This is a genomic window from Nocardiopsis sp. NPDC057823, from assembly GCF_042797335.1.
Classification (GTDB): Bacteria; Actinomycetota; Actinomycetes; order Streptosporangiales; family Streptosporangiaceae; genus Nocardiopsis; species Nocardiopsis changdeensis.
The window spans coordinates 20066-44140 of the sequence record NZ_JBHVLR010000013.1 but is presented as its reverse complement, the minus strand read 5'-3'; the positions used below and the strand labels follow the sequence as shown (position 1 = coordinate 44140).

General features: G+C 73.6%; 17 protein-coding genes. 12 read left to right on the top strand and 5 right to left on the bottom strand.

The annotated features are described in order from the left end of the window. The first annotated feature begins 67 nt into the window (after window positions 1-67). From cobA to ACFVNO_RS20500, 8 genes are all read left to right on the top strand, one after another. Window positions 68-1348 carry a uroporphyrinogen-III C-methyltransferase gene (cobA, locus tag ACFVNO_RS20535; RefSeq protein ID WP_378894751.1) on the top strand — a complete coding sequence of 427 codons (1281 nt, stop codon included), beginning with the start codon at window positions 68-70 and terminating at the stop codon, window positions 1346-1348. 63 nt (window positions 1349-1411) lie between these two features. Next, complete coding sequence (locus ACFVNO_RS20530; RefSeq protein ID WP_355261930.1) at window positions 1412-3310, top strand: dynamin family protein; 1899 nt, start codon at window positions 1412-1414, stop codon at window positions 3308-3310. Next, window positions 3307-5796, top strand: a complete 2490-nt coding sequence (locus ACFVNO_RS20525; protein ID WP_378894746.1) for a GTPase — start codon at window positions 3307-3309, stop codon at window positions 5794-5796. Before ACFVNO_RS20530 ends, ACFVNO_RS20525 begins: the two co-directional genes overlap by 4 nt. A gap of 546 nt (window positions 5797-6342) precedes the next feature. Next, a complete protein-coding gene (locus ACFVNO_RS20520) occupies window positions 6343-7713 on the top strand; it encodes a GGDEF domain-containing protein (RefSeq protein ID WP_355261924.1) in 1371 nt (456 codons plus the stop codon). An 849-nt stretch (window positions 7714-8562) separates the two neighbouring features. Beyond that, the gene (locus ACFVNO_RS20515; protein WP_378894742.1) at window positions 8563-9540 is read left to right on the top strand and encodes a DUF4192 domain-containing protein; all 978 of its coding nucleotides are present in this window, start codon (window positions 8563-8565) and stop codon (window positions 9538-9540) included. A gap of 63 nt (window positions 9541-9603) precedes the next feature. Next, window positions 9604-11268 (top strand): energy-dependent translational throttle protein EttA, encoded by a 1665-nt coding sequence (gene ettA, locus ACFVNO_RS20510; protein ID WP_355261918.1) that lies wholly within the window; start codon window positions 9604-9606, stop codon window positions 11266-11268. A 121-nt stretch (window positions 11269-11389) separates the two neighbouring features. Beyond that, a complete protein-coding gene (locus ACFVNO_RS20505) occupies window positions 11390-11914 on the top strand; it encodes a globin (RefSeq protein WP_255646390.1) in 525 nt (174 codons plus the stop codon). 80 nt (window positions 11915-11994) lie between these two features. Then, window positions 11995-12723: a hypothetical protein gene (locus ACFVNO_RS20500; protein ID WP_378894738.1), complete on the top strand. Its 729-nt coding sequence runs from the start codon at window positions 11995-11997 to the stop codon at window positions 12721-12723. A gap of 42 nt (window positions 12724-12765) precedes the next feature. On the opposite strand, the gene ACFVNO_RS20495 is transcribed toward ACFVNO_RS20500, so the two are convergent. Then, window positions 12766-13209: a thioesterase family protein gene (locus tag ACFVNO_RS20495; protein WP_355261912.1), complete on the bottom strand. Its 444-nt coding sequence runs from the start codon at window positions 13207-13209 to the stop codon at window positions 12766-12768. Window positions 13210-13399: 190 nt separating this feature from the next. Beyond that, a complete protein-coding gene (locus ACFVNO_RS20490; protein WP_355261909.1) occupies window positions 13400-15493 on the bottom strand; it encodes a prolyl oligopeptidase family serine peptidase in 2094 nt (697 codons plus the stop codon). A gap of 374 nt (window positions 15494-15867) precedes the next feature. On the opposite strand from ACFVNO_RS20490, the gene ACFVNO_RS20485 reads away from it, so the two are divergent. From ACFVNO_RS20485 to ACFVNO_RS20475, 3 genes are all read left to right on the top strand, one after another. Further along, window positions 15868-16368 (top strand): HNH endonuclease, encoded by a 501-nt coding sequence (locus tag ACFVNO_RS20485; RefSeq protein ID WP_220559594.1) that lies wholly within the window; start codon window positions 15868-15870, stop codon window positions 16366-16368. 143 nt (window positions 16369-16511) lie between these two features. Further along, complete coding sequence (locus ACFVNO_RS20480) at window positions 16512-16718, top strand: zinc ribbon domain-containing protein (RefSeq protein ID WP_220559595.1); 207 nt, start codon at window positions 16512-16514, stop codon at window positions 16716-16718. Between the two features lie 171 nt (window positions 16719-16889). Continuing rightward, a complete protein-coding gene (locus ACFVNO_RS20475) occupies window positions 16890-18092 on the top strand; it encodes an MFS transporter (protein WP_378894731.1) in 1203 nt (400 codons plus the stop codon). 49 nt (window positions 18093-18141) lie between these two features. Here ACFVNO_RS20475 and ilvD read toward each other — a convergent pair whose 3' ends face one another. After that, complete coding sequence (ilvD, locus tag ACFVNO_RS20470; protein ID WP_355261903.1) at window positions 18142-20004, bottom strand: dihydroxy-acid dehydratase; 1863 nt, start codon at window positions 20002-20004, stop codon at window positions 18142-18144. 210 nt (window positions 20005-20214) lie between these two features. Next, complete coding sequence (locus tag ACFVNO_RS20465) at window positions 20215-21033, bottom strand: nuclease-related domain-containing protein (protein WP_220559598.1); 819 nt, start codon at window positions 21031-21033, stop codon at window positions 20215-20217. 170 nt (window positions 21034-21203) lie between these two features. On the opposite strand from ACFVNO_RS20465, the gene ACFVNO_RS20460 reads away from it, so the two are divergent. Beyond that, on the top strand, window positions 21204-22643 hold the full coding sequence (locus tag ACFVNO_RS20460; RefSeq protein WP_378894727.1) for an amidase: 1440 nt from the start codon (window positions 21204-21206) through the stop codon (window positions 22641-22643). A gap of 28 nt (window positions 22644-22671) precedes the next feature. Here ACFVNO_RS20460 and ACFVNO_RS20455 read toward each other — a convergent pair whose 3' ends face one another. Next, the gene (locus tag ACFVNO_RS20455; protein WP_378894724.1) at window positions 22672-24030 is read right to left on the bottom strand and encodes an MFS transporter; all 1359 of its coding nucleotides are present in this window, start codon (window positions 24028-24030) and stop codon (window positions 22672-22674) included. Window positions 24031-24075 lie beyond the last annotated feature (45 nt).

Sequence of the window (24075 nt, the reverse complement as noted above, 5' to 3'; positions counted from 1 at the left end):
GCCCCCGCCGGTGCCCCGCCGCCGTCGCCGGGGTCCGCCGGAACCGACGACCGAAGGGGTGCGCCCCGTGACCTATCTCCTCGGCCTGCGCCTGCACGACCGTGACGTCCTCGTCATCGGCGGCGGCCGCGTCGCCCAACGCCGTGTCCCCGTCCTGCTCCAGGCGGGCGCCCGGGTCACCGTGGTGTCCCCGGCCGTCTCCGCCGCGCTGGAGGACCTCGCCGCCGCCGGGCGCATCACCTGGACCGCCCGCGCCTACGAGCCCGGCGACGTCGCCGGGCCCGGCGCGCCCGCCCACTGGCTGGTCCACGCCGCCACCGACGACCCGCGGGTCAACGCCGCGGTCGCGGCCGAGGCCGAGGCCGCCCGCATCTGGTGCGTGCGCGCCGACGACCGGCACGCCTCCGCGGCCTGGACCCCGGCCAGCGGCCAGGAGGGCGGCATCACCGTCGGCGTCGTCGCCTCCGGCGACCCGCGGCGCTCCGCCGGACTGCGCGACGCCATCGTCGACGGCCTGGCCGACGGGACCCTGGACGCCCGCCGCGGGCGCGAGCGCCTCACCGGCGTCGCCCTGGTCGGCGGCGGTCCCGGTGATCCCGGTCTGATCACGGTTCGGGGCCGGCAGCTGCTCTCCCAGGCCGACGTCGTGGTGGTGGACCGGCTCGCCCCCACCTCGCTGCTGGACCGGCTCCCCGCCGACGTGGAGATCGTCGACGCCGCCAAGATCCCCTACGGCCGCTCCATGCTCCAGGAGGAGATCAACCGGATCCTCGTCGACCGCGCCCGGCAGGGGAAGTTCGTGGTCCGCCTCAAGGGCGGCGACTCCTTCCTCTTCGGCCGCGGGGGAGAGGAGGCCGCGGCCTGCGCCGCCGCCGGGATCCCCGTCATCGCCGTCCCCGGCGTCACGAGCGCGCTCGCCGCCCCCGCCGCCGCCGGGATCCCCGCCACCCACCGCGGCGTCTCCCAGGACCTCCACATCGTCTCCGCCCACGTCGCCCCCGGCGACCCCCGGTCCACCGTGGACTGGGCCGCGCTGGCGCGCTCGACCGGTACCGTCGTCGCCCTCATGGGGGTGGAGCGCCTGGCCGCGATCACCGACGCGCTCGTCTCCCACGGGCGCTCCCCGCACACACCGGCCGCCGTCGTCCAGGAGGCGACCCTGCCCGGGCAGAGGACGGTCACGGGTACGCTGGCCACCATCGCCGATTCGGCCGCCAGGGCCGGAGTGCGGCCCCCCGCGGTGGTGATCATCGGGGAAGTGGTCCAAACAGCGCGGGAACTTGACATACTGCACACGGGGAACCAGTTCGAGACCCATCGACTGGCGGCCGGGCGCGATCTCCCATGACACCCCCCGATGGCGTCGCCCGCCCGGTGGGACGCCAGCACCGTTGAGGAGGGCATACCGATCATGACCCGGCCGTCGGCCGCGCCGGACACCACCGGTTCCGGTCCCGCGGGCCGGTTCGGTACCGGACCGGCCGCCACCTCCGACCAGCCCGCCCAGGGCTCCGGACCGCTGCCCGGGGAGGACCCCCGGGCCATCAACGAGGCCCGGCGGGGGCCCACCGTCCCCGTTGCGGCCGGACCCGCCAAACACCGAGCCCCCGTCCCGGAGGACGACCGCTTCGAACAGGTCCTGGAGTCCCTGCGCAGGCAGATCCGGGACCTGAGGTTCGCCGACGACCTCCCCGGGGCCGAGGAGGGGCGCGTCCTGCAGGCCGACGTGCTCGCCCAGCTCTCCGACTACGTGCTGCCCCGGGTGCGCCGCCCCGACATCCCGCTGCTCATCGCGGTCGCGGGATCCACCGGCGCGGGCAAGTCCACCCTGGTCAACAGCCTGGTCGGCGAGCAGGTCACCACCACCGGCGTACGCAGGCCCACCACCAACAGCCCGGTCCTGGCGTGCAACCCCGCCGACGTGGACTGGTTCAGCGAGGCCTCCTTCATCCCGTCCCTGCCGCGCGTGCGCCAGCAGGGCCTGGCGATGCCCGGCAAGGACGGCATGCTCGTCCTGGCCGCCACCGAGGCCATGCCCCCCGGTGTGGCCCTGCTCGACACCCCCGACGTCGACTCCGCGGTGGCCGCTCACCACGAGTTCGCGGCCAAGTTCCTCGACGCCGCCGACCTGTGGGTGTTCGTCACCACCAGCAGCCGCTACGCCGACGCCCGCGTGTGGGAGTTCCTCCAGGTCGCCCGCGACCGCGACACCTCCATGGCGGTCGTGCTGTCCCGGGTGCCGCGCAAGGGGCGCCGCAGGCTCCTGGACCACTTCGGCGCCATGCTGGAGGCCAACGGGCTGGGCTCGGCGGCCCGGTTCGCCATCCCCGAGACCGACCAGATCCGGGGCGAGCGCTTCACCTCCAACGTCGCCGACCACATCCGCGACTTCCTCGCCGACGTGGCGGGCGAGGCCGAGCAGCGCGACCGCGTGTCCCGGCGCACCTTCATCGGGGTCATCGACAGCTTCCGCACCCGGGTGCCCGAGCTGGCCCGCCAGGTGGAGACCCAGATCGAGGCCGGCCGTGTCATGGCCACCGCCGTGGACACCGCCTACGCCGACTCCCGGGCGCGCATCGGCAGCGGGCTCGGCGACGGCTCCCTGCTGCGCGGCTCGCTGATCGCCCGCTGGCAGGAGGTCGCCGCCAGCGGCGAGCTCGCCCGCAGCCTGCGCCCGCGCGGCCGGCGCACCCGCAGGGCGGGCCGGGCCGAGCAGGCCGAGCGCGGACAGCGGGTGGCCGCCCTGGAGCGCGCCGTCCGCGACGCCGTCGAGGCCCTCGTCGTGTCCTCCTGCGAACGCGCCTCCGAGGAGGTCGAAAGCGTCTGGCGGGGGGTCCCCGGCGGCGCCGACCTGGCCGCCCGGGCCCTCGACCAGCCCGGCACCGGCCTGCTGGTCCAGCAGATCCGCCACGAGATCGGCGAGTGGCAGCGCGACATCGCCGAGATGACGGGGGAGGCCGGGGCCACCAAGCGCTCCGTCGCCCGCCTGGTCACCTTCGACCGGGACATCGTCACCCTGATCCTCATCATCGACCTGCTCGGCTACGAGCGGTCCAGCTCCGGGGGCGGCGCGCACGCCGCGGAACCCCCCGGCCCGTCACCGCAACGCCTGCTCAAGGGGTTGTTCGGCGCGCAGTCGCTGCGCAGCATCGGCGCGAAGGCGCGGGAGAACCTCATCGCCCGCATCAACGGCCTGCTCGACCGCGAACGGGTCCCGTTCGACACCGCACTGGCGTCGGCGGGGATCCCCTCCGAGGACGCCGCCGTCCAGCTCTACCAGGCCACGTACAACCTTGAGATAGCACGATGACGACTCAGTGGAACCCCGCGCAGGCGCACGGGGACACCGACGCCGCCCCCGACGGGGACGCACCGGCACCCGCGGACAACGGGCCCTGGCGCGGCTACACCGTGCCGGTACCCGAGCACCCGGACCACGCCCGCCACGGAGGGGAGGCGGAGGAGCCCGCGCACGACGGGATCTCCGCCTACCCCGACGACGTGCCGGCCGCCCCGGGCGAGCCCGCCGGAGAGGCGCCCCGGGCCCCCGGGGACGCCGGTGACACCGCGCCGGGGGGCGAGGGGGCACGGACCCAGCGCCGCAGCGGCCGCCACGCGCGCCACGCGGCCCCGCGCCCCGAGGCCGACCGGCCGGAGAAGGCCGACGACACGGGTCGCGGGCCGCAGGCGCAGGCCGCCGACGAGGACCCCGACGGCCTGGCCGGATGGGTCGGCAGCCTCGCCGAGGCCGCCGACGACACGCGCATCGCCGGACGCAGCGCCGGCACCGGGGCCTTCGCCGCCGTTCCCGCCACGGGCCGCCGCGCCCGGGTGGAACGCGCCGCCCGGGGCGCTTCGGAGGAGGACGCGACCGGGGACGGGGGGACCGCCCCCGAGGCGGCCCCGGACCGGGCCGCCCCGCGGACGGGTCCCGCCGCACCGGCCGCCGACGACGGCCCCTGGGTGCCCGAACCCTCCGCCCGCCCGGACCGGGACGCGGAACCCGCCGCGGCCGGTGCCGGCGACGAGGAGCCGGAGCCGCTGCCCCGCCGCGTGCCCGGGCCCTCCGCGGTCTCCGGGTCCTTCCGGGCCGTGGACCCCGACGCGGCCGAGCCCGTGGGCGCCGACCCCGACGAGGAGTACCGGCCCACCACCCACGACTCCTGGCAGCACACCAGGAACACCACCCGCGCCGAGCTGGTCGAGCGGCTCGACGCCCTGTCCACCCTCGCCGAACTCGGCCAGGGCGACCTCCCGCAGGAGATCACCGCCCGCTCCGCGCAGCTGCTCGACCACGCCGGGGCCCGCCTGCGGCTGTCCGCCGAGCACACCGTCGTCGCCCTCGCGGGCGGCACCGGGAGCGGAAAGTCGTCCCTGTTCAACGCCCTGTGCGGGCTGGAGCTGTCGCAGACCGGCATCACCCGGCCCACCACCTCGCAGGCGCACGCCTGCGTGTGGGGCCACGAGGGCGCCGACGCACTGCTGAGCTGGCTCGGGGTGCCCACGCGCCTGCGCCACTCGCGCAGCAGCGTCCTGGACTCGGGCAGCTCCGAGCTGACCGGGCTGGTCCTGCTCGACCTGCCCGACCACGACTCGGTGCGCAGCATGCACACCGCCGAGGCCGACCGGCTCATCGGCTCCGTCGACCTGCTCGTGTGGGTGCTCGACCCGCAGAAGTACGCCGACGCCGCCGTCCACCACCGCTACCTGGCCAAGATGGCCGGGCACGGCGCGGTCACCGTCGCGGTGCTCAACCAGGTGGACAAGGTCGAACCCGACGAGCTCAAGGAGCTCCTCACCGACCTGCGCCGCCTGCTGGAGTCGGAGTCCGGCGTGCACCCCCGGGTGCTGACCACCTCCACCCTCACCGGGCAGGGGATCCGGGACCTGCGCGAGTTCCTCGCCGAGACGGTGCGCGAGCGGCGCGCCCTCGTCGACCGGCTCGTCGCCGACCTGGACCAGGTCGTGGCCCCCTACGCCGAGTACATCGGCGAGGCGGAGGTCCCCGAGAACGTCCCCGCCGAGGTGCGCTCGCGCGTCCAGGAGGGGCTGGCCCGGGCGGCCGCCGTCACGGCCGTCGCCGACGCGGTCGAGGCCAACGACGTCCGCCGCGGGCGGCGCCGGGTGGGCTGGCCGGTCGCCCGCAGGGCGGCCCGCCTGCGCAAGGACCCGCTGGCCGCGGTCCAGCTCGACTTCCTGCGCAAGGACGGCGGCCAGGTGCTGGGCGGCCCGGTGGACGCCCATGAGGCCGAACTGGAGACGGTCCTCTCCGACGCGGCCGACACCGTCTCCGAGGACATGCCCGCGCCGTGGCGGCGCCGGATGCGCGCCGCCGCCCGGTCGGCGGTGACCGAGCTGTCCGCCGAGCTGGGCGGGGCCGTGGCGTCAGCCGTGGGCGACCCCGACCAGAGCCCGTCGTGGTGGCGGATGGCGCGGTCGGTGCAGTTCGCGCTGCTGGCCGTGGCCGGGGTCGGGCTCGCCTGGGCGCTCGTGGCGCTGGTGAGCCGGCTGGGCGGAGGGCTCACCGGGATCGCGATGTTCGACGACGTGGTGTTCGTGGCCTACGCGTCGGCCCTGGTCGTCGCCGCCCTCGCGGTGGGGTGGCTGACCGGCGTCGGCTGCGGGAACCTCGTGGAGGTGGCCGCGGTGCAGCGCCGGGAGGACGTGGAACGGGCGGCCCAGGCCAGGGTGCGGGAGATCGCCGCGGCGCGTGTGGTGGAGCCGATGGAGGCCGAACTCGCGCGCTACCGGGCGTTCCGCGCCGCGTACGAGGTCGCGGCACCGGCCGAGGAGTGAGAACGGCGGCGGCCTCCCCGGGAGGCCGCCGCCGCAGGCGGTGAGGCCCGGACGCGGATGAATCTGACACCATCCGCGCCCGGGCCTCGTGCTGGGAAGTTCAGACCCAGGAGTAGCCACTGTCGGCCATTTGTCCTAACTCCTTCTGCGTGGGCTCACGCGCATGCCCGAGGCGGTAGAGCATCGAGTGCGTGGCTCTCTCGAATCCGGGACGGTCTTCGGATCCTAGAGCAGAATGCCCTATTTTTCGTGTTCTATCCACCCTCTCTGGTACTCGATCTCAGTGGCCCGCGCGCGAGAGATCACGTACACTGAGCAATTAATTTATTACTCAAAGTAATGTAAAGTGTTGGGGTGCCGACTTGTGCGGGGCGGAGGGTCACCACTTGGGAACACATCTATCCAGAAGTGGTGGCCGGGTGGCACGGTAGGGGAACGCCGCGTGAGGTTCCACCGTCCTACGAGGGTCCCCGGGAGTCGACGGGGCGTAATGGACGCCGTGATGAAAGGGGTGGCCGTGGTCAGGGGCGAGGGGAGGACACAGGAGTGAACGTCTCGGAGAGGCGCAAGGTGCCGCCCGGCCGTCCCGTTCCGTACCAGGCGCGTTGGCCGTTCCTCCAAGAACCCGTCGGGCTCATCGTCTACATGTCCCTGGTGATGCTGGCCGCGCTCTTCCTGTGCGGACTGGCCTTCGCGGTGACCGTCTTCTCCGTATCCGACCTCATCGTCCTCGTCGTCTTCGCGATCGGCGCGGCCGTCTGCGTCGAAGGCAGTAGAAGGCTGGAGACACAGCAGCACGCGGGGGGCAACCGCGACCTGCTGGGCGCGTGGTGGTTCCCCATCGTGCTGCTGCTGCCCCCCGTCTACTCGTTCCTCATCCCGATCCCGATCTACCTCCTGGTCCAGAGGCGCATACGGCAGACGCTGATGTACCGGCGGATCTTCAACATGGTGACCGTTGGCCTGTTCGGTTTCCTCGTCTCGGTCGCGTGGCACTGGCTGGTCAGCGGCGACCTGATGGAAGGGCTGCGCGGCTCCGGTGACGTGTCCCGGTGGCTGGCGACCGTTCCCGGTCTCGCGGCGGCCCTGGTGGGCTGTGCCATGTTCACGGTCCTCAACACGCTGATCGTCGCCCTGGCCATCCGGATCAGCATGCGGGGCAAGAGGAAACTGCCGCCCCTGTGGGACCGGGAGGCGGTCATGATCGACGCCGTCGAGATCAGCATGGGCATCGTCGTCGCGATCCTGTGCAACATCTCCCTGTTCCTGGTGCCCATCGCGCTGCCGCCGATCCTGCTGCTCCAGCGGAGCCTGCTCTACCAGCAGTTGCAGAACGCGGCGCGGACCGACCCCAAGACCGGGCTGCTCAACGCGCCCACCTGGGAGCAGGAGGCCTCGATCGAGATTGCCAGGGCCCGTGCCGCCCGCCACCGGTCGGCGGTCCTGATCATCGACATCGACCACTTCAAGCGGGTCAACGACACCCACGGGCACCTCTTCGGGGACCAGGTGCTCATGGGGGTGGCGACCACGATCTCCCACCACCTGCGCCAGTCCGACCTGCTCGGGCGGTTCGGCGGCGAGGAGTTCGTGGTGCTCCTTCCGGGCTCCGACGTCAACGAGGCCTGGCACGCCGCCGAACGGCTGCGCGTGGAGGTGGGCTGCATGGAGATCGAGGTGGACAAGGTCAAGGTCGCCGTCACCGTGTCGGTCGGCCTGGCCGTGGTCGGGGAGCACGGGAACGACCTGGTGGAGCTGCTCACCGCCGCCGACCTGGCGCTGTACCGGGCCAAGGAGACCGGGCGCAACCGGGTGTGCCTGCCGGACGGCCGGGAGGACGGCCGGGGCCCCGAGCCGCACGGGGGCGTCGGGACACAGGCGGTCCCGGAGAGCCCGCAGGGCATCGCGGACGCCTGACGGGCGGCGGGCTCCCGCGCGGTCGGGGTTTTCCACAGGCGGCCGAAGGCCATTGCGCGCGGCCTCCCGGTCACGCACCGTGAATATATGCACTTCGACCAGGATCGTTCCGCCCAGCACCCCGCGTCCGACGACCCCCGGCCCCCGCTGCCGCGCCGCCGCATCCCCGATCCCCGACCGCCCGCCGACGACCTCCCGACCGCGTCCGCCCCGAATCCCGGGCACGAGGGTCTTTTCCCGCCCGCATTCCCGCCCGCGCCGAAACCGTCCCGCCCCGGCCTGGCCGCTGATGGCTCGGCTTTGAACCCGTGGCGTGATGACCTTTTCCCGCCTGCACGGAAGCAGCCTCGCCCGGGTCTGTCCGCCGATGGCTCCGCTCTGAACCCGCGTCGCGAAGGTCTCCTCCCGCCTGTACGGAAGCAGCCCCGCCCCGGCCTGTCCGCCGATGGCTCGGCTCTGAGCCCGTGGCCCGAAGGTCTCTTTCCGTTCGGGCCGAAAGCGTTCCCTGCCGTGCCCGGTGACGCATCGCCTCCGGCCTCGGATGTGTGGCGGGACGGCCCCTTCCCGTTCGGGGCGAAGCCGCCGCGCTCCGGGCCGGACGCCGGCCGCGGGGCGGGGACGCGGCCCGGCGGCGCCGACCGGCCGACCGGGCCGGAGCGCGGCGGCGACCGCCCGCCGCCGTCCGTCCGGCAGGGCGACGCGGATCCGCCGGGGGAGGAACGGGAGGACGGGGCCCCGGGGGATCCCCCGCCCCCGGATCCCGAGGGCGGCCCGCCCCCGAACCCGGGCGCGCGGGGGGAGCGGCCGCCGGGCGCCGTCCGGCGGGGGAGCGCGGTGGAGGGGGTGCCGGTGGGCGGGCGCTTGGCGTTGCGCAACCCCCTGGACATCATCGCCGGGATGCCCTACCTGGTGGGGGAGCCGCCCGACCCCGGGATCGTGGTGCTGGCGGCCAAGGGGGTCGGCGTGTACGCCGCGTTCTGCGGGGCGCTGGACGGGGCGCACGGGCACCTGTCGCCCATGGAGCGGGCGAGGCCGCCGGTCGACCTGGCCCTCGCCGAGGGCTGCAGCGGGCTGCTCATCGTGGCCTACGGCGCGGCCGAGAGGGTCACGCCCTACGTCGACGCCCTGATGCTCACGGCGCGTGAACGCGGGGTGAACATCATCGACGCCCTGCGCGTCACCGGCGGGCGCTACTGGTCCTACACCTGCGCGTCCCCCACCTGCTGTCCGCCCGAGGGCATCGTCGTCGACGTCGACGGCTCGCCGGTGCCCGCCGGGGCCGTCCTGCGCGGCATCGCCCCCGTCCGGCCGCCCCGCGTCCCGCCCGCCGAGCTCCGGCGCGTCCGTGCCCTGCTGGCCCCCGTCGGCGGGCCCGAACGGGCGGCGGTGGGAGCCGCCGCGGAGGCGTTCGCCCTCCGGGTGCGGGCGCTGCCGGAGGACACCCGGATCGCCCGGGGCACGGCGGCGGTCCGGGCGGCCGCCGACGCAGAGGGGCTCCCCGGACGCGAGGACACCGCCCGGCTGGGCGTCCACCTCGGGCACCTCCGGGTCCGGGACCGGGCCTGGTCGGCCATCACCGCGGACACCGCCCCGCGCCACCGCGACCTGTGGGCCCACCTGGTCCGGCACCTGCCCGACCGGTGGCGGGCCGCCCCCGCCGCGCTCACCGCGGTCGCCGCCTGGCAGCAGGGGGACGACGTGCTCGCCATGGCCGCCGTGGAGACCGCACTGGCGGCCGACCCCGGCTACTCCATGGCGGTGCTCATGGGGCGGGCCCTGGCCTGGGGGCTCCCGGTGGAGCGGTGGCGCGATTCCACGGGGGAGTGACGACCGCTCGGACGGCCCCCGCGATGGCGGGGGCACGACCCGCGACGCCCTAGGCTTGGAGGCATGCCGGAGTACATCTACACCATGAACAACGTGCGCAAGGCGCACGGCGACAAGGTCGTCCTGGACAACGTTTCGGGGTCGTTCCTGCCCGGAGCCAAGATCGGCGTCGTGGGCCCCAACGGTGCGGGTAAGTCGACGCTTCTGAAGATCATGGCCGGCATCGAGCAGCCGTCCAACGGCGAGGCGCGCCTCATGCCCGGGTTCACGGTCGGCCTGCTCGCCCAGGAGCCCCACCTCGACGCGAGCAAGACCGTCCTGGAGAACGTCGAGGACGGCGTCGCCGAGACCAAGGCGATGCTGACCCGCTTCAACGAGATCGCCGAGCAGATGGCGACGGACTACTCCGACGACCTGCTCGAAGAGATGGGCAAGCTGCAGGAGCAGCTCGACCACCGCAACGCCTGGGACCTGGACAGCCAGCTGGCCCAGGCGATGGACGCGCTGCGCTGCCCGCCCGGGGACGCCGACGTCAGCCGGCTCTCCGGTGGCGAGAAGCGCCGCGTCGCCCTGTGCAAGCTGCTGCTCGAGCAGCCCGACCTGCTGCTCCTCGACGAGCCCACCAACCACCTCGACGCCGAGAGCGTGAACTGGCTGGAGCAGCACCTGGCCAAGTACCCGGGCACGATCATCGCGATCACCCACGACCGGTACTTCCTCGACCACGTGGCCACCTGGATCCTGGAGCTGGACCGCGGCCAGTTCTACCCCTACGAGGGCAACTACTCCACCTACCTGGAGACCAAGCAGAGCCGCCTGAAGGTCGAGGGCCAGAAGGACGCCAAGCGCGCCAAGCGCCTCAAGGACGAGCTGGAGTGGGTCCGCTCCAACGCCAAGGCCCGCCAGACCAAGAGCAAGGCCCGCCTCCAGCGCTACGAGGAGATGGCGGCCGAGGCGGACAAGACCCGCAAGCTGGACTTCGAGGAGATCCAGATCCCGCCGGGTCCGCGCCTGGGCACCACCGTGGTCGAGGTCAAGAACCTCACCAAGGGCTTCGGCGACCGCGTCCTCATCGAGGACCTCAGCTTCTCGCTGCCGCCCAACGGCATCGTCGGTGTCATCGGTCCCAACGGTGTCGGCAAGACCACCCTGTTCAAGATGATCGTCGGTGAGGAGACCCCGGACCAGGGCTCCATCAACGTCGGCGACACCGTCGAGATCTCCTACGTCGACCAGTACCGGGGCCGCATCGACGACTCCAAGAACGTCTGGGAGACCATCTCCGACGGGGAGACCTTCATCCAGGTCGGCAAGGTCGAGATCCCCAGCCGCGCGTACGTCGCCGCGTTCGGCTTCAAGGGCTCCGACCAGCAGAAGAAGTCCGGCGTCCTGTCCGGCGGTGAGCGCAACCGCGTCAACCTGGCGCTCACCCTCAAGCAGGGCGGCAACCTGCTGCTCCTGGACGAGCCCACCAACGACCTCGACGTCGAGACCCTCGGCTCGCTGGAGAACGCCCTCCTGGACTTCCCCGGCTGCGCCGTGATCACCTCCCACGACCGCTGGTTCCTGGACCGCGTCGCCACGCACATCCTGGCCTGGGAGGGCGACGCGAACTGGTTCTGGTTCGAGGGCAACTTCGAGTCCTACGAGAAGAACAAGATCGAGCGCCTGGGCCCGGACGCCGCGCGTCCGCACGCGGTCACCCACCGCAAGCTCACCCGCGACTAGCCCGCGGGCGGAGCCCTCGAGCCGGGGTCGCCGGACCGGTGACGGTCCGGCGGCCCCGGCCTTTATTCCGGGGCCGTACGGCCCTCGGAACGGGGGCGGAACGTGGCATACCCTAGGGGCGATGACTTCCGCGCGCGATGACCACAGGAGCCCGGGCGAGGAGCCCGTGCACATGACGTTCTACGAGGCCGTGGGCGGTGAGGAGACCTTCACCCGCCTGGTCCGCCGCTTCTACGAGGGCGTGGCCGACGACCCCGTCCTGCGGCCCATGTACCCCGAGGAGGACCTGGGGCCCGCCGAGGAGCGGCTGCGGCTGTTCCTCATCCAGTACTGGGGCGGCCCGCGCACCTACAACGAGCAGCGCGGCCACCCGCGGCTGCGCATGCGCCACGTCCCCTTCCGGATCGGGGCAGCCGAACGCGACCTGTGGCTCCGGCACATGCGTGCCGCCGTCGACTCCCTGGACCTGCACGAGGTGCTGGAGCGGCAGCTGTGGGAGTACATGGTCATGGCGGCGCACAGCATGGTGAACGTTCCGGAGGAGGCGCCCCGCCCGGCGGTCGCCGACCCCACCCGGGTCTCCGTGTCCTCCGAGGGCGGCGACGAGGACGACGACGGCGAGACCGTCACCATCTCCCTGAAGTAGCACCGGGGGCCCCGGGGCGCCACCGGCCGATTCCGGACACCGCCCGCGCGGACGCCCGGCGGCCGGTCTATCTTCTGGGGATGCACAACGACTCCTCCGGACGTCCGCCCGCGGGCGGGCCCCCCATCACCGGCGCCCCCGGGGCGGGCGGGCCGCCCCGTCCCGGCGCGGCCCCCGTCCGCCCCGTGCCGCCGTACCCCCCGCGGCGCTCCCGGGTCGGTTTGATCCTGCTCGCGATCGGCGGGGTGCTGCTGCTCCTGGTGGCGGGCGGCGGCGTGGGCGCCGCCTACGCCCTGGGGTGGCTCGCACCCGAGCCCCCCTACACGTCCGCGCCGCAGGCCTGCGAACTGGTCGACCCCGGCGTCCAGGAGCGGATCGCCCCGGGCCGGGGGCTGGAGCAGCAGGACGACGACCTCTTCACGATGCCCACCAGCCACTGCCTGGTGGCGGACACGGCCGCGGGGGACGGTTCCCTCGACTTCACCCTGGCCGCGCAGGTGTTCACCAACGACCCCGACGGCCTGGTCCGCGACACCGGACAGGAGCGCGCGGCCGAGGAGTTCGGGATCAACTACGTCGACCGGCTGGGCCTGGTCCCGACCACCGACGGCAACGGCCTCCCGGCGTACACCGTCTTCCAGGAGGACGCGTACGGCCGGACGGCGCACGCGGCCGCGCACGTGGAGAACCTGATCGTCCACGTCACCGTGTTCGGCGGCGACCCCGAGGACGCGTCGGCGGACCACGAGGCGCTGGCCCTGGAACTGCTCACCCGCGCCCTCGAACAGGCGGGTCCGCCCGCAGCCTGACCGCGTCCCCGCGGGGGCGCGGACGGCGGCCGGACGCCCCGGTCAGATGTACCGGGCCAGGAAGGCGCGCTCGACGCCGTTGAGGCGTCGGGCGCGCTGCGTGGGCACGTCGAAGCCCACGAGCACGGTCCGGGCGCGCAGGTACACGCGCTCGTCGTCGAGGATCTCGTAGGCCAGCGAGAAGCTGGCGTTGCGCACCTCGGTCACCCACAGCTCCACCCGCACCGGCTCCGAGCGCGGCAGCAGCGGCGCCACGTAGTCGGCCTCCTGGCGGGCCACCACCATGGCGCCGAACACCTCCTCGCCCTCGACCGCTCCGCTGAAGCGCAGGAACGAGATGCGGGCGTCCTCCAGGTAGGTCAGCATCCGGACGTTGTTGACGTGGTGCTGCGGGTCGAGGTCGGCGTAGCGGACCTGCGCCAGGTGTACGTGGCGGCGCGGCCCGGTCTCCGTTCCGGTGCCCGCGGCCTCCTCGGTCTGTGTCACGTCCGTGTCCTCTCGTGGCTCTGCGCGGGTGGGCCCGGTACCGATTCTCCCAGCAGGGGGCGCGCGGGCACACGGCCGGGCGCCCGGGAGGCCTGTGTCCTTGCTCTCCCGACGACGAGAGCGGTCCCACCCCGGAGCACGGCCGGGCGGCGTGCCCCGCGGCCGGGCCGCGGGGCACGCCGGGCCGGGGTCAGCCCGCGTCCAGGCCCAGGTGGTGGGCGAGGAACCCCAGCTGGTCGGCGTTCAGCTCCACGCTGCGGCTCACCGAGCGGGTGCTGTGCCCCACCTCCGCCTCCCGGCGCAGCAGCACCGGGCGCTCGTCGACCGGGGCCGAGGTCGCCCACTGCAGCTGCGCGCACAGCTTGCGGGCGTGCAGCGGGTCCACCCGCGTGTCGTTGTCGAACACCGTGAAGAGGACGGCCGGGTACCGGGTGCCCTCCCGCACGTTGTGGTACGGGGAGTAGCCCAGCAGCCACCCCAGCTGCTCGGGGTCGTCGGCGCTGCCGTACTCCACGCTCCACAGCCGGCCCAGCCCGAACCGCTCGTAGCGGACCATGTCCAGCAGCGGGGCCGAGCACACCGCGGCCGCGAACAGGTCCGGCCGCTGGGTGACCATCGCCCCGACCAGCAGGCCGCCGTTGCTGCCGCCCATGACCGCCAGGTGGTCGGTGTCGGTGACCCCGGTGGCGATGAGGTGCTCGGCCGCGGCGGCGCAGTCGTCGAACACGTTCTGCTTGTCGGCGAGCATGCCGCCGCGGTGCCACTCCTCGCCCTCCTCCAGGCCGCCGCGCAGCCCGGCCACGGCGTACACGCCGCCGGCGCGCACCCAGGACAGGGCGGTGGCCGAGTAGCCGGGGGTGAGGGAGATCCGGAAGCCGCCGTACCCGTACAGGATGGTCGGCCGCGGGCCCTCGGCCGGGGCGGCGGGCGCCATCACCAGCATCCGGACGGTCGTGCCGTCCTTCGAGGTGTAGGCGACCTGCTCCACCCGCACGTCGGGCACGGTGACGGTGCCGGGGGCGCTCTCCCACAGGTCCACCGCGCCGGTGCCGGCGTCGTAGCGGTACACCGCGGACGGGGTGGTGCTGTCGGTGTAGCCGAACCAGGCCTCGTGGCCGCCCTCGGGGCGTTCCAGCAGGCCGCCGATGCTCCCCAGCCCGGGCAGCGGTAGCGCGCCCAGCAGCTCGCCGGTGGCCAGGTCGTGCCGGGTCACCTCGCCGACCGCGTGCCGGGACCAGGAGACCAGCAGCTCGGGGCGCTCCAGCCCGGGGCCGTCCAGGATCGCGTAGTCCTCCAGCACGGCGTCGTCGGCCTCGGCCACGAGCGTGCGCCAGTTCTCGTACCCGGGCGCCCCGGGGTCGGCCACGCACAGGCGCCCGCGCGGGGCGTCCCGGTCGGTGAACAGGTACAGCAGGCCGTCCCGGCCCACTCGCGCGGACAGCGACGCGGCGGCGTCCTCCTGGACGCTCACCCAGGCGGGCGCCTCGTGCGGGCTCCGGGTCAGGTCGGCCAGCCACAGGTCGGTGTGCGAGGAGGTGCCCTTGGCGGCGTCGAGCACCAGCCAGCGGCCGTCCCGGCTCACCCATACGCCGAAGTACTCGGTCTTGTCGCGGCCCTCGCCGAAGATCAGCACGTCCTCGTCGGCGGGGGTGCCCAGCCGGTGCAGGTAGACGCGCCGGTGGTAGTCCTGCTCCCCGTCGGGGACCTGCTCGGGGGGCAGCTTGCGCACGTAGTAGAAGGCCGACGAGTCCGGCAGCCACGCGACGGGCGTGTACCGGGCCCGGTCGATGGGCCCGTCGACGATCTCGCCGGTGTCCACGTCCATGACCCGCAGGACGGACTCCTCGTTCCCGCCCTCGGACAGCTGGTAGGCGAGCAGCCGCCCGGACGGGTCCGCCTTCCACGCGTCCAGCGTGGTCAGACCGGTGGGGTCGAGCGCACCGGGGTCCAGCAGGACCCGCTCGGGGCCGTCGCCGTCCCGCACGTACAGGACGGGGTGCTCCTGGTCGGCGGTCCGGCGCCCGGAGAAGCGGCGCTCCCCGCGCCACACAGGGGCGCCCACACTGCCGGCGCCCATCAGTTCGCGGACGTGCGCGGCGAACAGGTCCCGGCCGGGCAGGTGCGCGCCGAGTTCGGAGAACAGGGTGTCCTGGGCGGCCGCCCATTCCTTGGCCGGGGCGGATTCGGGGTCTTCGAGCCACCGGTAGGGATCGGCGACGGGACGGCCGTGCAGGGTTTCGACGAGGTCGAGGCGCTCGGCCGTGGGATAGCGGTGTTCAGGCATGCTTCGCACTCTATCCACCGCTATCTCACTCGCGATCGGTATGGGAAGGGAACATGGAACGTGGTTTCGGTGACTCGCATTATGACCAGGAATAGCGATAACAGCGGGTTCACGACTCGGGCGGGGGAAATTGGGGTGGCGCCGGAGCCTCCCCACCACGCACACTGAATGCGGGACGCAACTCGGCGGGACCACCGGGAGGTCCGTGTGGCAAGGCGTACAGAGCCACCGATCACGGGATCGGTGCACAGGGAGGTCTCCTGGCTGGCCGAACGGCTGGCCGGGGAAGAGACACGGTCGTCGCACGCGACGGCCGAGGTGTCGCGATGAGCGGCGCGCGCAGCAGGGAGGGCGGTCCAACCGCCCGCCGGCACGTGCTGCTTCTCAACGCGAGTTTCGAACCACTCACGACATTGCCGCTGCGCAGGGCGATCCTGCTCGTGCTGCGGGAGAAGGCGGAGGTCGTCCACCGCGACGACGCAGGGGCGGTGCTCCACTCGGCGACGCACTCGTACGAGGTGCCGTCGGTGATCCGGCTCAGGCGCTACATCAGCGTCCCCTACAGCCGCAGGGTCCCCCTCACCCGGGTGGCGCTGATGCGCCGCGACCGGCACACCTGCGGCTACTGCGGCAAGAAGGCGGAGACCATCGACCACGTCATCCCGCGCAGCCGCGGCGGCGCGCACGTGTGGGAGAACGTGGTGGCGGCCTGCAAGCCGTGCAACCACCGCAAGGCCGACAAGTTCCTGGACGAACTCGGCTGGGAGCTGCACGTCACCCCCAAGGTGCCCAAGGGTCCGCACTGGCGGCTGATCAACGGGGACCTGCACGGCGACCCGCAGTGGGAGCCCTACATGGCTCACCTGGCCGCCTGACGGCCCTGAACGCCCCGGCCGCGGGGACAGCGCGTCCCGCCCCCGCGCCGCACCGCCGCCCCCGGCGCGCCCTCCACGGGCCGCCGGGGGCGGCTCTTCGCGCCCGCCCCGTCCCGGCGGGGCGCCGGCCGTATTCTGGGGGCATGCCCAGATACGACTTCCGGTGCCGCGAGTGCGGCGACACCTTCGAACTCTCCCGTCCGATGGCCGAGTCCGGGGACCCGGCCGCCTGCCCGCAGGGGCACGGGGACACGGTGCGGCTGCTGTCCACGGTGGCCGTCGGCGGGCTGGCCCCGGCGCCCGCCTCCAACGGCGGCGGTGGCTGCTGCGGGGGCGGCTGCTGCGGCTGACCGCGTGCGGTCCACGACCGGAGGGGCGGCCCGCCAGGGCCGCCCCTCCGGCCGTTCCGGGAGCGGGCCGGGCCGGTGTCGACGGCCGGAAACCGCCGGTCCGGGAGGTACGGACTCTGCTGCAATGGGGCCCGCATCCCAGTGGACCCCTAGCGGACGGAACCCGTGTCGATGACGACCCCTCTCGCCCCCGGCCCTCCCGCGGCGCCGGAGCGCCCGCCCCTGCTCTCCTGGCTCGCCGTGCTCTCGGTGACGCTGGGGATCTTCGCGATCGTCACCACCGAGATCCTGCCGATCGGGCTGCTGACCTCGATCGGCGCGGACTTCACCGTCTCCGACGGGGTGGCCGGGCTGATGATGACCATGCCCGGCCTGCTGGCCGCGGTCTCGGCGCCCCTGGTCACCACGCTCACCGGGGGCGTGGACCGCCGGGCCATGCTGGCGGTGTTCGTCCTCCTGCTGGCGGCGGCCAACATCATGACCGCGCTCGCGTCGAGTTACTGGCCGGTGCTGCTCGCGCGGGTGATGGTCGGCGTCACCATCGGCGGCTTCTGGTCCATCGGGGCGGGGCTGGCCGGCCGCCTGGTCCCCGCCGCCCGGACGGCCCGGGCGACCGCGGTGATCTTCTCGGCGGTGCCCCTGGGGTCCGTGCTCGGGGTCCCCCTGGGGACCCTGGTCGGCGACGCGGCGGGGTGGCGGACCGCTTTCGCGGCCCTGGCGGTCCTGAGCCTGGGGGTCCTCGTCCTGCTGCTCGCGGTGGTCCCGCCGCTGCCGGCCGAGGAGCCGACCCGCGCGGGGGCGCTGGCCGACGCGCTCGGCGGGAGCGGCACCCGGGCCGCCCTGGTGCTGACGTTCCTCGTGGTCTTCGCCCACTTCGCCGCCTACACCTACATCACGCCGTTCCTGGAGCAGGTGACCGGGGCGGGGCCCGGGCTCGTCACGGTCCACCTGCTCGCCTACGGTGCGGCGGGGGTCGCCGGGAACTTCCTGGGCGGCGCGGCCGCGGCGCGGCGCCCCGGTGCCGCCTTCGCGGGGGCGGCCCTGCTGATCGCCGCCGCCACCCTCCTGCTCCCGGTCCTGGGCGGGGGCGCGGCGGGCTCGCTGGCCCTGCTGGTGCTGTGGGGCGCCGCCTACGGAGCCGTGCCGGTCTGCTCCCAGACCCTCTTCGCCCGGGCCGTGCCCGGCTCGCCCGAGGTCTCCGCGGTACTCTTCACCGCCTCGTTCCAGGCGACGCTCTCCCTGGGCGCGCTGGCCGGGGGAGCGGTGGTGGACCGGTCCTCGCCCCCGGCGGTCATGGTGCTCGCCGGCGCGGTCGCGCTCCTGGCGGTGGCGGCCGTCCTCCTGGGCCGCCTCGGGCGGGCCGGGAGGACGTGAGCGCGGCGAGGGGCCGGACCCGCACCGGGTCCGGCCCCTCGCTCCGCGGTCAGCGCTCGATCTGGGACACGTCGCGGGCCGCGCCGGTGGAGGCCGAGGTGGCCATCGCGGCGTAGGCGCGCAGGGCGGCGGTCACCGGCCGCTGCCGGTCGCGGGGCTGGAACCGGCCCAGCTCCTTGAGCAGGCGCTCGCGGCGGGTGTTCAGCTCCTCCTCGGACACCTCCAGCACGAGGCCCCGGTTGGGGATGTCGATGCTGATGATGTCGCCGTCCTCGACCAGGGCGATGTCACCGCCCGCGGCCGCCTCCGGGGAGGCGTGGCCGATGGACAGCCCCGAGGTGCCGCCGGAGAAGCGCCCGTCGGTGATGAGCGCGCAGGCCTTGCCCAGGCCGCGCCCCTTGAGGAAGCTCGTCGGGTACAGCATCTCCTGCATGCCCGGGCCGCCCTTGGGGCCCTCGTAGCGGATGACCACCACGTCGCCCGGCTCGACCCGCTTGCCGAGGATGCCGTCCACGGCGTCCTCCTGCGACTCGAACACCTTGGCCGGGCCGGAGAAGGTCCACAGCTCCTCCTCCACGCCCGCGGTCTTGACGATCGCGCCGTCCGGGGCGAGGTTGCCGAACAGCACGGCCAGGCCGCCGTCCTTGGTGTAGGCGTGCTCCACGGAGCGGATGCAGCCCTTCTCCCGGTCGGTGTCCAGGCTGTCCCAGCGGGTGCTCTGCGAGTACGCCCGGGTGCTGCGCACCCCGCCGGGGGCGGCGTGGAACAGCTCCACGGCCTCGGGCAGGACGCCGTCGGAGGTGATGTCCCACTCGGCGAGGTACTCGCCGACGGTCTTGCCGTGCACGGTGGGCAGCGAGGTGTCCAGCAGCCCGCCGCGGGCCAGCTCGCCCAGGATGGCGGGGATGCCGCCCGCCCGGTGGACGTCCTCGATGTGGTACTTCTCGGTGTTCGGCGCGACCTTGCACAGGCACGGAACCCGGCGCGAGACCGCGTCGATGTCGGTGAGGCCGAAGTCCACGCCCGCCTCGGTGGCGGCGGCCAGCAGGTGCAGGATCGTGTTGGTGGACCCGCCCATGGCCACGTCCAGGGCCATGGCGTTGCCGAACGCGGCCGGGGTGGCGATGGACAGCGGCAGCACCGAGTCGTCGTCCTGCTCGTAGTACCGCCGGGCGGCCTCCACGACCAGGCGGCCGGCGTCCTCGTACAGGGCCCGGCGCGCGGTGTGGGTGGCCAGGACGGTGCCGTTGCCGGGCAGCGCCAGGCCGATGGCCTCGGTGAGGCAGTTCATCGAGTTGGCGGTGAACATGCCCGAGCACGAACCGCAGGTCGGGCAGGCGTTCTCCTCCAGCTCGTCCAGCTCGGCCTGGGACACGCTCTCGTCGGCCGCGGCGATCATGGGGTTGATCAGGTCGAGCTTCTTGACGGTGGTGGCGGTGCCGTTCACCACGGTCACCTTGCCCGCCTCCATCGGCCCGCCGGAGACGAACACGGTGGGGATGTTCAGGCGCAGCGCGGCCAGCAGCATGCCCGGGGTGATCTTGTCGCAGTTGGACACGCACACCAGGGCGTCGGCGCAGTGCGCGTTGACCATGTACTCCACGGCGTCGGCGATCAGCTCGCGGCTGGGCAGCGAGTACAGCATCCCGCCGTGGCCCATGGCGATGCCGTCGTCGACGGCGATGGTGTTGAACTCGCGGGGGACGCCGCCGGCGGCGCGCACGGAGTCGGCGACGACGTCGGCGACCTCGCGCAGGTGCACGTGCCCGGGGACGAACTGGGTGAAGCTGTTGGCCACGGCCACGATGGGCTTGCCGAAGTCCTCGCTCTGTACGCCGGTGGCGCGCATGAGGGCGCGCGCTCCCGCCATGTTCCGGCCGTGGGTGACGGTGCGTGAGCGTAGGGGTGGCATGGCGCGGACTCCCATCGATACGGGTGTTTCCCCACGATGGTAGTCCCCTTTCGGCGCGCTCGCGGTCTCAGGGGGAAAGACGTGCGGTCCGCATGCCGAGACGGGCGGTGGATCGCCCCTGTTCCCGTCCGGGGCTCCGGCCGGCCCCGGGCGTACGTGAGGCCCGGCGACCACGGCGTTGTGGTCCGGCCGGGCCTGTGGGTCCGTACGTCACGGGCGCGGCGGCAGAGCCCGCTCGGCCGCCCTGTAGATGTCCTCGATCTCCTGCTCGGTCAGGCGGTCCCGGCCGGTGCGCAGCCACTTGCGGACCTTGGTGCCGGAGATGATGTCCACGCCCCGCAGCCGGTGGCTGTCCCAGGGCATGCCGGGCCCGTAGATGGCCAGGGAGGCGCGCACCTTGATCTCGCGGCCGAGCTCCTTGCTGATGAGCTCCTCCGCGCGCTTGGCCTCCTCCAGCGCCTCGTCGATGCGCTGGTTCTTGTTGAAGCGCCCGTGGTAGAGCTGTTCGAGCTTGTTGCGCAGCGGCAACCGCTTGTCCCAGGACTCGGAGTCGATGGCGAACGCACCGCGCCGGCCCACGATGAAGTGGTCGATCTGGCCGTTGCCGCCGGGCACCGAGCGGGCGTGCAGGACCTTGTACCCGAGCTGCTTCATGACCTTGAGCTGGACCTCGGTCTTGCGCTGCGCGGCCGAGGGCTTGCGCCAGCGGGGGATCTCGGACTCGCGCCGGGACTGGTACAGCGAGATGCCGACCATGGCGCCGATCCCCAGAGTCGCGCCGATGCGCCAGTCGGAGGTGATGAGACCGCAGGCGATCCCGACGACGACGGCCACGGCTCCGCGCACGGCCCATTTGCGGGCCGCGCCCTTCTCGCGAAGGGCGCTGTAAAGCACCCTTGTGGTCGAAATGCTCTTCTGCTTCTTTTGGTTGGGGAAGAAGAGGCTTTCGGGCCCTTCCGGCTCCGGCCTCTGGGACGACGGGTTCACTCTGGTTGCCGATTCCACGTCGGACAGGTTAGTTCCACTCATATCCGAGTCCTAGTGCATTACTTCTCACACTTTCCCTCCTTGTTCTGTGGCTCACAGGAGGGTTCGGGTCGCAGGGGGCGGGGAATGATTGGTTTTCTGTCGACCTCTCCAGAGAACTTGGGTTCCACCTCTCGTGGTGCCCGTTGGCGTGCCCGCTAATCTGGGTCGGTATGACCCAGATGCATGACCTTCCGGCCCGCCGCCTCGCCGCGATGGTCCGCAGTCGTGAACTGTCCCCTCGTGAGATCACAGAGCACGTTCTGGCCCGGACCGAGCGCCATGACCCCGGCTATGGGGCCTACATTACGGTCATAGCGGAAAAAGCTTTGGAACAGGCCCAATATGCCGAGAAACGTGTGATGAGCGACACGCCGGAGAGCCTGCCCCCACTGCTCGGGGTCCCCGTCCCCATCAAGGACCTCGACCTCCTCGCCGGGGTCCGGGCCACCTACGGCTCCCGTGTCCTGGCCGACAACACCGCCCCCATCGACTCCGACACCGTCGCCCGGCTGCGCGCCGCCGGGGCCGTCTTCCCCGGCAAGACCAACACCCCCGAGTTCGGGTCCAGCTGCTACACCGAGAACGACGTCGCCCCGCCCGCCCGCAACCCCTGGAACCCGGAGCTGTCCCCGGGCGGCTCCAGCGGCGGCGCCGCGGTGGCCGTGGCCGCCGGGCTGGCCCCGGTCGCGCACGCGAGCGACGGCGGCGGGTCCATCCGCATCCCGGCCTCGGTCTGCGGGCTCTTCGGCCTCAAGCCCACGCGGGGCCGCATCTCCGGCGCCCCGGTCAAGCCCGACCTCGCCGGCCTGTCCACCAGCGGCCCCCTCACCCGCCACGTCGCCGACGCCGCGCTGATGCTCGACACCATGTCCGGGAACCGCCCCGGCGACTACTACACGGCCCCGCCGCTGCCGCCCGGCGAGACGTTCGCCGACCACGTCCGGCGCGAGCCGGGACGGCTGCGCATCGGCCACTACGCCCACACCGGCTCGGCCGGGCTGCCCGTCCACCCCGACGTGCTGGCCGCCCACGAGTCCACCCTGCGCCTGCTCGCCGACCTGGGCCACGAGGTCGAGGAGATCCCCGAGCCCGGCGACGCCCACTTCGGCGGCACCTTCAGCGACGACTTCGCCGTCATCTGGGCCGCCATGGCCTCGGCCACGCCGGTCCCGGCCGAGCGCGAGCCCGAACTCGGGGAGCTCAACCGCTGGCTGCGCGAACGCGCCCGGGCCCTCCCGGTCCCCGAGTACATCGCCGCCTGCGCCCGCCTCCAGCGCGGCGTCCGCTCGTGGATGGCCGCCACCGAGCCCTACGACGCGGTGGTCACCCCGGTGCTGGCGCAGCCCCCGGTGCCCGTCGGGTACTTCGCCGGGGACGGCCCGGAGGAGGAGTTCCGGCGGATGACCGCGTTCACCCCGTTCACGTCGGTCTTCAACGTCACCGGTCAGCCGTCCATGAGCGTGCCCCTGCACCACGCCCCCGACGGCGCGCCCATCGGCTCCATGGTCACCGGCCGGATGGGCGGCGAACCGCTGCTGCTCTCCCTGGCGGCGCAGCTGGAGCGGGCACGGCCCTGGGCCGACCGGGTCCCCCCGGTCTGGCACGACTGAGCGCGGACGGCCGACCCCCGGCCGCGGGTCAGTCCGCCGGCCGCCCGGCCGGGGACCCGGGGGCCGCGCCCGGGCCCGACTCCGCCACGGGGGCGACCAGTCCGGCCGCGCCCGCCGGCGGCGCGGCCTCGGCGATCCCGGAGACCTCCGCCGGGACCGTGTCCGCGGCCCCGCCGTCGGACGCCTCGTCCGGGGCCTGGGGGACGAACGCGCTCAGCAGCGCCGCCACCGTCACCAGCACGGTCGCTCCGAGCACTCCGCCCGTGATCCCCATGAGGTCGATCAGCGCGCCCGCCAGCGGACCGGCGACCGCGCCGCCCGTGCCCAGGGCCGTGGCCATCCACCCGAACGCCTCGGCCCGCCGGTCGGCGGGGGCCAAGTCGCCCAGCCGCCCCATCGTGGCGGCCAGCGTCGGCGCGATCGCCAGGCCCGACAGGAACAGCAGCGGTGTGACCCACAGCGGGGTGGACAGCTCCACCAGCGGCGGCGTGAACGGGAGCAGCACCGCCACGCCCGCCGCAGAGGCGAACGAGCGCCGCACCAGCCGGGGCCTGCCCCGCAGGCCGCCCGCGATCGCGCCGCCCACCAGCGAGCCCAGCGCCCACACCGACGCCAGCACCATCACCAGGTGCGGAGCGTCCAGTTCGTTGGCCCAGGCCACGATGGCCATGTCCACGCCCATGATCCCGCTGACCATCAGCAGGCACATCACGAACAGCACCACCAGGGCGGGCCGGCGCAGCAGGCTGCGCCGCGGCCCGGTCGGCTCCGGCGCCGTCCCGGCCTCCACGGGGGCCGGTCCGGTCACCCCGGCCCGGCGCAGCGCCAGGGCGAAGCCCAGCGCGCCCAGCAGGCCCAGCACGGCGAGCATCACCAGCGCCCAGCGCGCTCCGGCGAAGGCCACGACACCGGCGGTCAGGATGGGGCAGAAGACGAACAGCAGCTCCTGCGTGGTGGCCTCGGCCGCGTAGATCGCCTGCCGCTCCGGGCCGCGGGTGAGCCGCGGCCACAGGGCCCGCACGATCTGGTTCGCGGGGGTGCCGAACAGGCCGGTCCCGAGCGCCAGCGGGATGGACACCCACCACAGCGATCCCGGCAGCCACGTCAGCGCCAGCAGGCCCACCGTGAACACCACACCGCACACCAGCACCAGCCGGTCGGTGCCGCCCTTGTCCGCCATCCGCCCGCGCACCGGCCCCACCAGCGCCATCCCCAGCGTGAACGCGCCCGCCACCAGGCCCGCCAGCGAGTAGGAGCCGGTCCAGTCGACCACCAGGAAGGTGACCGCGATCATCAGACCCGGGGTGTAGAAGCGCGCGGTCAGGGACCAGGCCAGCAGGGACAGCACATGGGGGACGGCGAAGAGCCGGCGATAGTTGGCGAGCACACTCCAAGATTATGCAGAGAGTGCAGGTCGGGGGCCATCCGATTA

Excerpts from the sequence above, each read along its gene's own strand:
- ACFVNO_RS20530 (WP_355261930.1), top strand. The coding sequence starts at position 1,412 with ATGACCCGGCCGTCGGCCGCGCCGGACACCACCGGTTCCGGTCCCGCG.
- ACFVNO_RS20525 (WP_378894746.1), top strand. The coding sequence starts at position 3,307 with ATGACGACTCAGTGGAACCCCGCGCAGGCGCACGGGGACACCGACGCC.
- ettA (WP_355261918.1), top strand. The coding sequence starts at position 9,604 with ATGCCGGAGTACATCTACACCATGAACAACGTGCGCAAGGCGCACGGC.
- ACFVNO_RS20505 (WP_255646390.1), top strand. The coding sequence starts at position 11,390 with ATGACTTCCGCGCGCGATGACCACAGGAGCCCGGGCGAGGAGCCCGTG.
- ACFVNO_RS20500 (WP_378894738.1), top strand. The coding sequence starts at position 11,995 with ATGCACAACGACTCCTCCGGACGTCCGCCCGCGGGCGGGCCCCCCATC.
- ACFVNO_RS20490 (WP_355261909.1), bottom strand. The coding sequence starts at position 15,493 with ATGCCTGAACACCGCTATCCCACGGCCGAGCGCCTCGACCTCGTCGAA.
- ACFVNO_RS20480 (WP_220559595.1), top strand. The coding sequence starts at position 16,512 with ATGCCCAGATACGACTTCCGGTGCCGCGAGTGCGGCGACACCTTCGAA.
- ACFVNO_RS20475 (WP_378894731.1), top strand. The coding sequence starts at position 16,890 with ATGACGACCCCTCTCGCCCCCGGCCCTCCCGCGGCGCCGGAGCGCCCG.
- ilvD (WP_355261903.1), bottom strand. The coding sequence starts at position 20,004 with ATGCCACCCCTACGCTCACGCACCGTCACCCACGGCCGGAACATGGCG.
- ACFVNO_RS20465 (WP_220559598.1), bottom strand. The coding sequence starts at position 21,033 with ATGAGTGGAACTAACCTGTCCGACGTGGAATCGGCAACCAGAGTGAAC.
- ACFVNO_RS20460 (WP_378894727.1), top strand. The coding sequence starts at position 21,204 with ATGACCCAGATGCATGACCTTCCGGCCCGCCGCCTCGCCGCGATGGTC.